General features: G+C 47.8%; 10 protein-coding genes. 9 read left to right on the plus strand and 1 reads right to left on the minus strand.

All coding sequences use genetic code 11. The features are described 5' to 3' along the window. Window positions 1–128 precede the first annotated feature (128 nt). Window positions 129–1,676 (minus strand): alanine/glycine:cation symporter family protein, encoded by a 1,548-nt coding sequence (locus PQQ36_RS09560; protein WP_011080169.1) that lies wholly within the window; start codon window positions 1,674–1,676, stop codon window positions 129–131. 612 nt (window positions 1,677–2,288) lie between these two features. Here PQQ36_RS09560 and PQQ36_RS09565 point away from each other — a divergent pair. The 9 genes from PQQ36_RS09565 to PQQ36_RS09605 are packed head-to-tail and all read left to right on the plus strand — an operon-like array spanning window position 2,289 to window position 13,724. After that, window positions 2,289–3,704 (plus strand): undecaprenyl-phosphate glucose phosphotransferase, encoded by a 1,416-nt coding sequence (locus PQQ36_RS09565; RefSeq protein WP_273661008.1) that lies wholly within the window; start codon window positions 2,289–2,291, stop codon window positions 3,702–3,704. Continuing rightward, window positions 3,682–4,980 (plus strand): capsular biosynthesis protein, encoded by a 1,299-nt coding sequence (locus PQQ36_RS09570; RefSeq protein WP_045596512.1) that lies wholly within the window; start codon window positions 3,682–3,684, stop codon window positions 4,978–4,980. The genes PQQ36_RS09565 and PQQ36_RS09570 overlap by 23 nt, the downstream gene beginning before the upstream one ends. Window positions 4,981–4,994: 14 nt before the next feature. Continuing rightward, window positions 4,995–5,570, plus strand: coding sequence for a polysaccharide biosynthesis/export family protein (locus PQQ36_RS09575; protein ID WP_047109716.1), 576 nt, complete (start codon window positions 4,995–4,997; stop codon window positions 5,568–5,570). A gap of 1 nt (window position 5,571) precedes the next feature. Beyond that, window positions 5,572–7,743, plus strand: a complete 2,172-nt coding sequence (locus PQQ36_RS09580; RefSeq protein WP_065090280.1) for a GumC family protein — start codon at window positions 5,572–5,574, stop codon at window positions 7,741–7,743. Between the two features lies 1 nt (window position 7,744). Continuing rightward, window positions 7,745–8,980, plus strand: a complete 1,236-nt coding sequence (locus PQQ36_RS09585; RefSeq protein WP_273661009.1) for a lipopolysaccharide biosynthesis protein — start codon at window positions 7,745–7,747, stop codon at window positions 8,978–8,980. Continuing rightward, window positions 8,967–10,367 (plus strand): capsular biosynthesis protein, encoded by a 1,401-nt coding sequence (locus PQQ36_RS09590; protein ID WP_273661010.1) that lies wholly within the window; start codon window positions 8,967–8,969, stop codon window positions 10,365–10,367. The genes PQQ36_RS09585 and PQQ36_RS09590 overlap by 14 nt, the downstream gene beginning before the upstream one ends. Window positions 10,368–10,411: 44 nt before the next feature. After that, entirely contained in the window at window positions 10,412–11,410 is a 999-nt protein-coding gene (locus tag PQQ36_RS09595) for a glycosyltransferase family 2 protein (RefSeq protein ID WP_206625321.1), read from the plus strand. Further along, window positions 11,407–12,612, plus strand: a complete 1,206-nt coding sequence (locus tag PQQ36_RS09600; RefSeq protein ID WP_061058707.1) for a glycosyltransferase family 4 protein — start codon at window positions 11,407–11,409, stop codon at window positions 12,610–12,612. Before PQQ36_RS09595 ends, PQQ36_RS09600 begins: the two co-directional genes overlap by 4 nt. A 5-nt stretch (window positions 12,613–12,617) precedes the next feature. Further along, a complete protein-coding gene (locus PQQ36_RS09605) occupies window positions 12,618–13,724 on the plus strand; it encodes a glycosyltransferase family 4 protein (protein WP_165386823.1) in 1,107 nt (368 codons plus the stop codon). The last annotated feature ends 1 nt before the right edge of the window (window position 13,725 follow it).

Genomic DNA, 13,725 nt, shown 5'->3' on the forward strand with positions numbered 1-13,725 from the left:
GTTATCCAGCGACGAAGTTCATCATTTTTAACCATTGGAGGAGAAGATGTTGGTGGATCGTCATATTTTGATTAATCGACAAAAAACAGCAACCGAAGTTGCTGTTTTTTAACGAGAGTATCCGACAGTTACGCTTGTGTCGGTTCTTCGATATTTTGCTGCTGTACTTTGTAGACTTTGCCTGCTTGTAGGCGAGCTAGATAATCTTTCATATCGCGTTTAACTTCAGGAACAAGAATGTACAGGCCAACAATGTTCACCAATGCCATGGCGAAGATCATCGCATCAGAGAAGTCGATGACTGGGCCTAGGTTCATGGCAGAGCCAATCACCACAAACATGCAGAATTTAATTTTGAAAATCAGTTCTGCAGTCTTGCTTTCACCGAATAGGTAAGTCCAGGCTTTCAAGCCGTAGTATGACCATGAAATCATCGTTGAAAACGCGAACAGCACCACTGCGATCGCTAGGATGTATGGGAACCAGCTAATGGCACTGCCGAAAGCGGCAGACGTCAGTTCAACACCCGCGAGACCAGAGCCGTTATCCAAGTAACCAGTAATGATGATCACCAAGGCGGTCATAGTACAAATCACGACGGTATCGATGAAGGGTTCAAGGAGCGAAACAAAACCTTCAGACATCGGCTCTTTGGTTTTTACCGCCGCGTGTGCGATGGCCGCTGAGCCTACACCTGCTTCATTCGAGAATGCCGCACGTTTAAAGCCCTGAATCAATACACCAATCACACCGCCAGTGATGCCTTCGCCAGTAAAGGCGCCATTGAAAATCGCCGCGAATGCGTCGTCAATGCGGTCAAAGTTCATCGCGATAATGATCAATGCGGTACCAACGTAGATACCCGCCATAAATGGCACCACTTTCTCGGTCACTTTTGCGATCGATTTAATACCACCGATGATCACGACGCCGACGATGGCGGCGAGGATCAAACCAAATAGCCAACCTTTGTCAGCAAGGAATGAAGATGCTCCGCCCGTCACTTCTACCACTTGCTTAAACGCTTGGTTGGCTTGGAACATGTTACCGCCCCCCAAAGCACCACCAATGGCGAATACGGAGAAGAGTACTGCAAGAGTTCGACCAAACGCTGCGTTACCGCGATCGGCGAGACCTTTGCTGAGGTAGTACATAGGACCACCCGACACTGAGCCGTCTGGGTTGGTATTGCGGTATTTCACGCCCAGTGCACATTCAACAAACTTACTCGACATGCCCAGTAGGCCTGCCAGGATCATCCAGAATGTGGCACCTGCACCCCCGATAGAGACCGCGACGGCAACACCGGCAATGTTACCAAGGCCAACCGTACCGGAAAGGGCGGTGGTTAAGGCTTGAAAGTGAGAAACTTCACCTTGGTCTTTGGCTTTAGGATCAGAGTATTTGCCCGAAACCAGATCAATCGCGTGTTTAAAACCGCGTACGTTAATGAAGCCGAGATAAAAAGTGAAAAACGTCGCAGCAACGACGAGCCACAATACAATCCAAGGAACCTGTACGTCAGAAAAAGGGAATGGAATGGTCGAGAAGATCATTCCAACAAAGGGGTTGACGATAGGTGCCACGACCTCGTTGATTTTTTCATCCAAGCCGGCTGCTGAAGCGTTGAACGCCACAGTACTGCCTAACATGGCCAGCATTACATTTTTTACCATTGTGTATCCTGTCTGTTCTTTAATAGAAACGAATAATTATTATCTGATGTTGTGTTGTTACCTTTTTGTAACATTGTGCATTATTCTGAGTGGTAACAATTTTGCAACACATATTGATAGTTTTATGATCTACCCGTCACTACGTGATGTTCGTCGAAAAATTACTTGATCCAAAGTGATTAGTTTGTATTTAGACAGGCAATCAAAGTCAAAGATGCGATTGCCCAACGCCTTGTTATTGTGGGTCGGCGTGCTGGCAATTCTGTGTGTCGACTTTTTCTTTGGTGTTTTTGTTACCAACGATAAGATCTAAAAATCGGATGTATTCAACGATTTACGCCATATCTCCTCGCATTATTCGCTCGTGCTCGGTAATATGCTTCTGAATTCGCAACGTCTCATTGGTGCGACGAATGCTTTAGTGTTGTTACTTATTTGAGTGATCAATGTCGATTATTTGAAATATTAATTTGACAACTTCTTGACAGTGCTTGTGTCAAATTTATGTACATTGCGACCGTTTTTTCTCATCCAAACAATCATTCGTATCAATATCGACTTGTGTTTTTTAACAAGGTCTATGTGTTTCAAGGTTGTAGATAGGTTCTCGTAATGACTTCAAATAAAGCACTAAAGTTTGCCGATGATGGATACGCTACTTTATTGAAAATAGCCGACTTCCTTCTCATCAACTTTTCACTCTTCATCTTCATTGCTTTGCTCGGGGAAGAGGAAACCGCCATTGATGTCACTGCAGGATTTATCTTTTCGATTATCTTTCTGCTTGGCGGTGAATATCTGGGCCTCTATTCGCAATCTCGCATACGCAGAGTGCGTGCATCACTGGCCAGACTGTGCGCTGTAATATTCCTGTCTGCTTTTATGATGGTGTTTGTGCGATTTGGTTTTTTGGGACTAAAAGGCATTTCCATCACAAACCTTAATCCAACACTGTTGAACTACTGGTATGTACTGGTGTTGGCTTTCTTGAGCCTTTTCCGAGTTTCTATCATTTCCGTTGTGCGAGCGGTTATTAAGCTGGCTAATCGTAAAAAACGCATTGCGATCATTGGCCTTACGCCAGCGGGATTGGCGATTTCCCAATCATTAGTGCGAGACTACAACGAAAATGATATTGAGCTGGCGTTTTATGATGACAGACAGGAAGAGCGTTTTGGGTATTTAACGCAGGCGCCGTACAAGGGCAAAGTTGACGTTGCGTTAGAGCTTGCTCGAGAACGCAAACTGGATGAAGTGTACATAGCGTTGCCCATGGTGGCCAAAGATCGCATCCGCAACTATCTCGATGCATTGTCTGACAGCACCGTGGATACGTATCTGGTGCCAGATCTTTATACCTATAACTTGTCGGTTTCTAAGGTGAAATCGGTAGGTGGTGTGCAAACCTTCAGCGTCTTTGCCTCGCCTTTTGATGGGGTGGGGGCGTTTTTCAAACGCGTCGAAGACCTCATCATTGGTTCGCTGATCACCTTTTTGATCTTGCCTGTACTGGTTGCGGTTGCCGTTGGTGTGAAGCTTAGCTCTCCTGGCCCGGTACTGTTTAAGCAAGACCGCTATGGCCTTGGTGGCAAGAAAATCAAAGTGTGGAAGTTTCGTTCAATGCGCGTGATGGAAAACGATGCGGTCGTGACGCAAGCCACCAAGAATGACCCGCGCGTGACCAAATTTGGCGCTTTTATCCGCCGAACCTCACTAGACGAACTGCCGCAGTTTATCAACGTACTGCAAGGCTCGATGTCGATTGTTGGGCCTCGACCACACGCGGTTGCTCACAATGAAGAATATCGAGTGTTGGTCGATAACTACATGATCAGACACAAAATTAAGCCTGGTATTACGGGGTGGGCGCAAATCAATGGATACCGTGGCGAAACCGAAACGGTCGATAAAATGGAAAAGAGAATCCAATACGATATTCAGTACATGCAAAACTGGAGTTTGTGGTTGGATATCAAAATTATTTTCATGACGGTATTCAAAGGCTTTGTTAGTGAGACAGCTTACTAGTGCCATCTTCGGGTTGCTCGTTTGTTTGCCAGTTAATGCAGAGCTAACCCCGAAGTCGCATATTGGCATTGCAGGCATCGATTTTCAGTCGCAGCTTGCTGCGAGCTACGGCTCAAATGACAATGTGACGTATCAGAAAGATGCTCAGCAGGCACCGCAATCTGACTATGTTCAATTAGCGCCTTACCTTCAGGCGATTGGTGTTCGAGGGGAAGATCGTTATCTGTTGGCTTACAGCGGAGAATACCGCCAATACGCCGATTCGCCGGCTGATGATTATGCACGGCATTTTCTGCAGTTCGAAGGAGCATGGCGTTTTGGCCAAAAACACGGGCTAACATGGAACATCTCGCAAACCTATGATCAAGAAGAGCGGGGTGATGAACTCACGCAAGGGTTTAGCGAAAGTCAGTTTGAACAATACGGATTTTCTCAGCATGGCCTGAGAAATAGTATGTTTGATACCAGTTTGCGCTACAGCTACGGCGCATTACAAGGTCGTGGCAAGTTGGAAGTGATGTTGCAAAGCAAGCAGCTCAGCTTTCGTGATACCGACGATATTGCCAAAGCCAATGCGAATTTTCTCCGTTACGTTGAAGAGCAGCAGTGGCGTGAAGACAGCTTAGTGGTGGATTTGTTTGACCAAGTGAGCAGTCATAGCCGCTTTCGTTATAGCTTCATCACCAATCAACGACATTATGAAGAAAACGAGAGAAAAAACAGCAACGAGTACTACTTGCTGTTTGGCGTAAAAACCGAACTGACCGGCAAAACGGCCTTGGAAGCGGAGACAGCATTGCTGCAAAAAAGCTTCCCGAACAACGGCGAAGCTGAGACGTTTCGAGGGGTTAACTGGGATGTGGAAGCCAATTGGCGACCAGTGAAACATTCAATGTTTACTTTGTATACGTGGCAACGCATCAAAGATCCGAGTGAAGAAGGGGGCTACATCCTCAATAGTCACTACGGCGTTGCTTGGCAGCATCAATGGTGGGTGAAACGCCTATCATCGCGAATCGAGTATGGCTATGAAGCGGAAGATTATCGTATGGCCAACAATGACCGCCGAGATGAAACGCAGATCGTCAAAGTGTCGTTGGGTTACGACTTTAGACCGTCGGTTCGTCTCGAGATGAATTATCAGTGGAATGGAATGGACTCGAACGAAGACGTTGACCGTTTCAACATTGGTAGCAACGGATCAAGTGAGTGGGTTGAGCGCCAATTAGGATACGACCAGTCGTTCATCGAATTGCAATTGAAGTTGCAGATATAAAAAGGTTTGGAAAGATGCAAAGAGTACTTCTTTTAATATTCAGTCTGTTATGGCTTGGGCAAGGGATGGCGGAAACGTTAGACGCCCCCTCATCTCCTCAAGTGACTCAGAAAGAACAGCGCGATGCATCGTTGGATGATTACCTCTTAGGCACTGGCGATAAAATCGAGATCATCGTTTATGGTGAAGACGATTTATCGATGAAACTGAAAATTGGTAAAGCTGGCCTAGTGAACTTCCCTTACATTGGTGAAGTGAAGCTAACTGGTAGAACGCCGAGCGAGATTGAAACTGAGATCGAAAACCGTCTACGCGGAGATTACCTTCTTAACCCGATGGTAACGGTCAATCTTGAGTCATTTCGCTTGTTCTATATCTCTGGCGAGGTTGAGCAGCCAAATGGCTATGAATACCAGCCTCGTTTAACCGTTGAACAGGCCATCGCCATGGCGGGTGGCTTTACCGATCGCGCCGACAAAGGCGATATCAATATCCGTTCAGGCTCGACTTTGGAGCTGATTGAAGATGTTGAACTCACGCACCCTGTGAACCCGGGTGACACTGTAATTGTAGAACAGAGCTTTTTCTAATATGGCAGCAGGAATGGTCGCGCGCGGCAAGAAAGTTGAAAACAGTATCGATTTTACGCCGTTTCTTAAAGCGTTGAAAAAGAATGGATTAAAAATAGTGCTTTTTACTGCGCTGGTTACCGGAGCCTGCGTGCCTTTGATCATGTCGATGGGGTCAAAGTACATCTCGACCGCGGCGGTGTTGCTTAAAGCACAAGCTGACAACGCCACGCCGATTGAGCAGGTCGATGGCTACGATTCAACTCGTGCTCAGTATTACGAAACGCAACTGAACCTGATGCAGTCTCGCGTGGTGCTTGAGCGTGTGGTAAAGCAGCTTAAGCTGGACGAAAACAGTCAATACAATCGCGACAAGATAATCTCAGAGTCGCCCTTGACCTGGCAGTTGCCAGAGCAACAGCGTATGGACAACGCGATCAAAACATTGCGTAAAGGGCTCACATTCACGCCGGTGCGTTTGACGCAATTGGTTTATGTCTCTTACGAATCGTCAGACGCCGCAGAAGCAGCGCGCATTGCCAACGCTGTTGCGCAGGGTTTCATTGACTACAGCGTTGAGCAAAAAATGGCAAAAACGCAAACTGCTCAACAGTGGAATGAAAGCCAAATGGCGGAGCTGCGTGAACAAGTCGCAGCCAAAAAGAAAGAGATGGAGCACTTCCTCGACAAAGAGGGCTTGTTAACTTTTCGTGGCATTGATGGCTTTGAAACGGAAGAGTTGGGCATCACCACCAACAAACTGGCTGATGCGAAAGAGCGTCGTTTGGCGGCTCAAGCTCAGTATGAAATTGTGCTCAACAATATCGATGCGCCGTTGGAAGACATTGCCGCGATTCCTGAGATCTCAAGTCACCCACAGTTGCAAGATCTGCGAATTGCCCTGATTCAAGCCAAGCGTAAGCTCTTCGACTTGCAAAACAAATACGGTCCAAAGCATAACAAGGTGCTGGAAGCCAAGGCGCAAATTCAAGCGATCGAAGGCCAAACTAAGAACCTGCTTAATGAGCTAAAAGACGGCTTGTACAAGCAGTATCAAGCGGCACTCACCAAAGAGAATCGCTACAAAGCTCTGCTCAACGAGCAGAAAAAGCAGTTCCGCACCTTGGTGGCCAAACGTGACCAATACGAGAGCATGAAGCTAGATTTGCAAAAGACGGAAGATCTTTATAAGAGCCTGTTTTTACGCAGCAAAGAGCAATCGCTTACTGCGCAGTATCGCGAACCCGATGCACTGATTTATGACCCTGCGGTTGCGGCGGAGCGTCCACAAAAGCCAAACAAAAAACTGTTGTTGGTGATGGTGTTTGTACTCTCACTGATGATCGCCTTGTTGTTTGTGATTGTGCGTACCGCCATGAACCAAACGGTCAGCACATTGGCTCAGTTGCCTAGCAAACTTGGCCTTGCACCATTAGCGGATTTACCTGAGTTTGCTGAGGGCGTTGAACGCGCGGCTTTGGTTAAACTGATTGCCAGCAATCAGCAAGCGATGGAAACCATTCACGGCATTAACAGCGCGGTGTTGCTGAAAGCACCGACGGCTCGAACCTTGGGCGTGGTTGCCAGTTGTGAGGGCGAAGGGGCAAGCTTGGTAGCTCAGTTGATGGCACAAAGCCTTGCGGCAAACCATCGAACCTTGCTGGTGGATCTCGATTATCGCACTCCAGCGGGGCTATCGTTGTCGTTTGAGTCTCAATCAGAACAGGAATCCGTTGTGGCAACAGGTTTTGCGCAATGGTTGGGCGCCGAGCAACAAGCAACAACGCTGACCTTGTCTGATTATGTACAGCCAATGGAGCAGGGCGGCGATTGGTTACCACGAGGAGTGCTAACGCAATCGCCGTTGCTATTGCTGGGTCAAGAAGGAGCCAAGCACGCTTTTGAGCAGCTCGCACTCCATTACGACCGTGTGGTGGTGAACTTACCCAGCCTGCATGAGAACAAAGATGCACAGTTGATCGCTAAATGGCTAGACCAAGTGTTGGTAGTGATTCAAGCCGATACGCGTCAGGCGACGGCAATTCGTCATGATCTTGCCAAGCTTGAGCAAGAGGGAGTTTGCTTGTTAGGTGGGGTGCTTAATCGCGTGAATGCCGATGAACTGATCAGCGAAGAGTCACTTGCTTTTGTTACGCATGGGGCATTGTCGGCACTCGATAACCTAGGTCGATAGCATGAGTTTATTGAAAAGCATCACCACGGTCGCAGGCTCATCCATTATTTCGCAAGTCATTGGTGCGTTTTCCATTTGGTTGATTTCGCACCGCTACGGCATGGCGGAAGTAGGGCTATACGCACTGACCTATAGTATTGTGCTGATTGGCGCGCAGATTGCGACCTTTGCTTCGCAATTGCTGCTGCCAAAGCAGTCATCCGAGCAATTAGGGCAAAATGTGGTGTTTTGCTTTGTGCAGACCAGCGTGTTGGCATTGCCCTATGCGGTGGTTGTGGTCGCGCTTTTCGAGCAATCTTTGCTTTGGGTCTATGGTTTAACCTTGGCCCATGCGTGGATTTTGATTTCTGAAAACCTGCTGATGCGAGATGAGAAGATCACGCTGCTCGCGACACAAAGACTGATGGTTTCGGTATTAGTCGCCTTGTGTGTTTACTTTTCTCGTGAGCCAGCAGAGATCTACTGGGCGTGGACAGCGGCGTTATTGGTGCTGATCGCGCTGTGGCTTCTCTATTCCATTCCATTTAAACGCATCCAACTTCGCCATTTCTCTTGGGTGTCTAATTGGCGCTTTTTACGTGAGCATCGTCAGCATATTGCTGGCATTGGCAGCGCGGAAGTCATGGCGATGGTCAACGGTAATCTGCCCATCGTATTGATTACTTATTGGTTTTCGCCGTTGATCGCGGGCTACTTTGCGGTCGTGAGCCGCTTCTGTTTGTCTCCGGTGGTGATTGTTGGCAACGCTGTGCGCAACTCGATTTTTTCAAAGTGGTCGGTGGATTTTCGCCACCAACGCTTTAATTACCCAGAGTTCCTCAAGGTAAGACAGTTGTTGCTTATGATGGGGATGGCGGCAACCGCTGGGGTTTACCTGTTTTATCCGTTGGTGATGCAGTTTGCCACCGCGCAGCAATGGGTCAGCCAAGAGTGGTTGGACTCCGTTCCTACCTCACAATACATGTTGCCGTATCTGTTCACTGCTCTGGCGATTTGTCCGCTGACCGTGGTGGAGCTGGTGTTTGGCTCTCCGAGGTATTTTTTCCGAATTCAGTGTGAGCAGTTTGCCGTGGTGATGGTGGCGTTCGTCATCATGCCGTATTGGTCGGCCAGCTATGAAGCGTCGATTATCGCGTTTGCCGCTTTATCAGCCTTGCGTTACGGCTTTATTTATCTCACGGTGAACAAACGAGCGCGCAGTATGAGCGATAGCGAGGTGCTGCGTGACACTCAATAATGGCTTTTACTTACAAGGACTCGCTTGGATAACCCTAGTGGTGTGCGGTTTGGTACAGTATTTCACGGGCATCGGTTCGGTGCTGTGGCTACCATTTATTTTGGCCTGTGTGATGGTCATTTTATTGATGATGCAAACACGTTTCAGCCAGTTTTCGCTTGATACACAAGAGCAGCTTATCTTGTTTGGCCTTGTGGCCCTGTTTATCTTGGCCCTGTTATCGACCGTGTTACAAAACGGCGTGACCGTCACCATTGTGGGCTTTAAAAACGAGTTGGCGATGGCGCTGATAACACTGTGCTTATTGCTTGGCTTTTGCCGCGAATCCCAAATCTATCGTGTGACTCAAACGCTGTACTGGATTTTCTACCTGCAATTTCCGGTGATTGCTTATCAAGTTTTGGTCATGGTGCCAAAACGCGTTGCCGCGATGGGGGAATACGAAAAGTGGGACTCTGTGGTGGGCACGTTTGGCGGTGATCCACTAGGAGGCGGAAACACCGCCGCTCTGGGGCTGTTTTGTCTACTCATCATGTTGCTCAAGTTGTCTGAGTACAAACATGGTGTCGCGACAAAGCGCAGCACGCTGTTACACATCATTGCCGCGTTTGCGGTTTGCGTGTTGGGTGAAATTAAGTTTGTCATTCTTATTTCGCCTCTGCTTTTGGCTTTTACGTGGTTTGTTCCCAGCTATTTGAAAGGCATGCGCCGATACGGACTAAAAATGGTGTTGATCATCCTCTGCGGGATGTTGGCTCTGATCACCATCGCGGTATTGGTGTTGGCAGCCTCTTATGCGTCGGCATTTGGTGGTGACCCAAGCAAAGGAGCGTTGATGGTGTTCATCGACTCTCTCTCCTACGCGTTTGATCCTCATTACATCATGCCTTCTGGTGAGTTGGGGCGAATGACCACCTTGTTCTTTTGGCAAGAAAACAGCGATTTGTATGGCTGGCCAAGCCAATGGTTTGGCTATGGCCTTAATGCCACCAACCACGGCAGCTCAGTTGCGCCGGGCTTTTTGAATCAGATGTTCAATGTTCTGCTGGATTCCACCTCGCTAAGCATGATGCTTTGGGAGCTCGGGCTAGCTGGTTTACTGCTGTTTTTTGCGGTCGTGGGCACCATCGTGTGGGTTGCCTTGCCAACACCGCAACTCGATATCGAGTCAATCAACGATGAAGACCGACGATTACTGGCATCACAACCGGCGTTTATCGCCTTCATTATCGCCGTGCTGCTCAGCCTGCCGTATAGCCAAATCTTAATGTTAGTTCCTATGTTGCAGTTTCTATTTTACTTCGCGTTAGGTGCGGTGGTGGTGATTCGCCAATCGGTAAGGCAGCAAGTAACCCATTGTGATTTTGCGATGCGTGATGAAGCGTAATACGCAGCTAGATAACACAGAATGATCAATAAAAAGAGTGAGATATGACCATTAAGCCATTAATCAGTGTCATCATTAAAACCTACAATGAACAGCAAGGCATCGCGAATACGATCGACAGTATTCGCCAAAACCTTGCTGCTTTTCCTCACGAGATTCTGGTGGCGGACAGCCTTTCTACCGATGAAACACCATCTATCGCGCTAGCCAAGGGTGCAACCGTTGTCAGCCTAGTGAATGAAAGTGAGCGTTGTTGTGGAGTGGGCCATCAATTGGGTTATCTCCATGCCAAAGGTGAATTTCTACTCTTGATGGATGGCGATATGGAACTGGCTCCCGGCTTTATTGAAGCGGGTGTCGACTTTTTGCGCTCTCATCCTACTTATGCCGGTGTGGCTGGTATGGTCGAGATGGATGATGCCATTAGCTACGAATTCAAATCACGCAAGCAGCGCCTACACAAAATTTACCCTCTGGGGGATTGCACGCATCTCGGCGGAGGTGGCCTTTACCGCAAAAGTGCCATTGATGGCATTGGATATCTCACGAACCGCAACTTACACGCGTATGAAGAAGCCGAGTTGGGCATGCGTTTGAAGCACGCAGGCTATAAGTTGCATCGCTTAGCGCAGCCTTATTTTCACCACACTTCTTATGATCTCTCCACTTGGCAATTGCTCAAATATCGCTGGCGCAGCCAGTATTTATTTGCGCCGGGCGAGCTGTTGAGAAGCGCTTGGGGGAAACCGCATTTCCGCGATGCTCTGCATACGGTTAAAAACGAAGCGATATTCACTCTCTATCTCGGCGTACTGCTGGCATCACTATGCACGTTGCAGCCTGTGGTGATTGCGCTGGCACTCATGCCTCTTGGCGCTTTTTTTCTGCTTAAAGCGCTCAAAAATCGTTCTGTGCGCGATGCAGCGCAAAGCGTGATAAACCTAACTGTCTTTTCGGCAGGGTTGGTTCGAGGGCTGTTTTCCGCTCATAACGATCCACATCAAGCACCACAAAATACCTTAACGAAAGGAGAGCAAGCATGAAAATATTGTTGGTTAACAAGTTCTTCTTTTTGAAAGGTGGTGCTGAGACGGTGTTTTTTCAAGAGCGTGAGCTGCTTCAGTCGGCGGGTTTCGAGATCATCGATTTCGCGATGAAGCATGAGAAAAACCTCACTTCCTCATACAGCGACTTTTTTGTCGACAACGTCGACTACCACCAAGGGCATGGGATCAGCAGTAGCTTGAAGACCGCTTGGGCGTTTATTCACAACAGTGATGCGTGTGCCAAGCTAAAAGCACTGATTGAGCAAGAACAGCCACAAGTCGTACATTTTCATAATATTTACCATCAGTTGACACCCTCACTGATTAAAGTGGCAAAATCTGCGGGTTGCAAAACGGTACTTACGGCACACGATACGAAAATTGCTTGCCCGAGTTACACCATGTATCGCCAAGGTAAAACTTGCGAAGCCTGCCTAGATGGCAGTGTTTGGAACGCGACACGTTACCGTTGCCAACAAGGATCTCTATTTAAAAGTGTGTTGCTTTCACTCGAAGCAACCTATCAATCTTTAGCGGGAAATTATCGCGCGCTTGACGTGATTATTTCTCCGAGCGAATTTCTTGCGAGCATCTTGCGCCGCAAGTTACCAGAAAACCACATTGAAGTGATTGTCAATGGCATCGACGAAAACGTCGATTGCAGCGACGTCAGTGATGACGGTTATTTTCTCTATCTAGGACGATTAAGTCAGGAAAAAGGCGTAGCGACGCTGGCGGCTGCTTATCAGCAGTCACAACGCTTGTTGCCGCTCAAAGTAGTGGGGGATGGCCCACTGCATGACACGTTAAAACAGCAATACAGCATGATCGAATTTCTGGGCTTTCAATCTGGCGATGCATTACATCAACTGATTAAAAAAGCCAGTGCGATCGTGGTGCCGTCAGAGTGCTATGAGAACTGTTCAATGTCCGTTCTTGAAGCGATGGCGTATGGAAAACCCGTGATTGGAGCCAATATTGGAGGGATACCAGAGCAGGTAAGAGAGGGAACGGAAGGGCATCTATTTGTTGCAGGGAACTCTACTTCTTTGGCTGAGGTAATGGACACTTTTGCCCAACATCCAGAGAAGGCGGCTCAATTAGGCCACAATGCGCGTCAACGATTAGAACAGCGTTACTCGTTGACCCGTCATCAACAAAGCTTAATGAGTCTTTACCGAAATCTAATCAATAAGTGAGAAGCATGACATTAAAAATTACCGTATTGGGCACGCGTGGTATTCCCAATGTTTTAGGTGGTGTCGAAACACATTGTCAGCATTTATATCCTCAAGTTGTCGAACAATCCGATTCTCAAGTCTGCGTACTGGCACGCTCTCCTTATGTCGATTATCGACATTCCCAGTATCAAGGGGTGGAGACGAAATCGGTGTGGGCGCCAAAGAAAAAATCGTTGGAAGCCGTCATCCACTCGACCTTAGCGGCACTTTCGACCTGGGTGGATCGCTCGCAAGTGGTGCATGTTCACGCCATTGGTCCGGGTTTAGTAGTGCCACTGCTGCGTTTACTGGGTAAGAAAGTCGTTTTTACGCACCATGGACCTGACTATGATCGCCAAAAATGGGGTGGTTTTGCTAAGAAAATTCTGATGCTTGGCGAAAAGCTCGCGGTGCGTTGGTCAAACGAAGTGATCGTGATCTCGGATGTGATTAACGATTTAATCCAACAGAAATACCATCGTTACGATGCCCACCTGATTTACAACGGTGTGGAAGCGTCAGGCCAACTTGATGAGCAGCAAGTACAAGACGTGATGACCAAGCATGGCTTGCTGGTGAAAGAGTATTTTGTGGCGGTAGGGCGCTTTGTTGAAGAAAAAGGGTTCCATGATCTGATTGATGCCTATGCACAGTCTGGTTCCACTCTGCCTTTAGTATTGGTGGGCGATACCGATCATGAAACGAAGTATAGCGCCGAACTAAAAGAAAAAGCACGCAACACACCAAACGTCTATATGACCGGTTTTTTAAATGGTGATGAGCTGAAAGCCGTCTTTTCTCAGGCGCGCGCATTTGTAATGCCGTCTTATCATGAAGGGTTGCCGATTGCCTTGCTTGAAGCCATGTCTTATTCGTTGCCAGCCGTTGTGAGTGATATTCCTGCTAATGCAGAAGTTGCGTTGCCGGAAGAAAACTATTTTCCAGTGGGTGATGTGGTGGCGCTGAGCAAAAAATTAAAACAAGCAGAGCAAGCTGAAACCGTGGATTACCATGATTATTTGGCCAAGTACGACTGGCATAAAATCGCGGATCAAACCATTGCGGTTTATCAGAAGGCGTTGGAGAAATAAA

Origin of the sequence: Vibrio sp. CCUG 15886 (assembly GCF_028570825.1) — a bacterium.
GTDB classification, from domain to species: domain Bacteria; phylum Pseudomonadota; class Gammaproteobacteria; order Enterobacterales; family Vibrionaceae; genus Vibrio; species Vibrio vulnificus_B.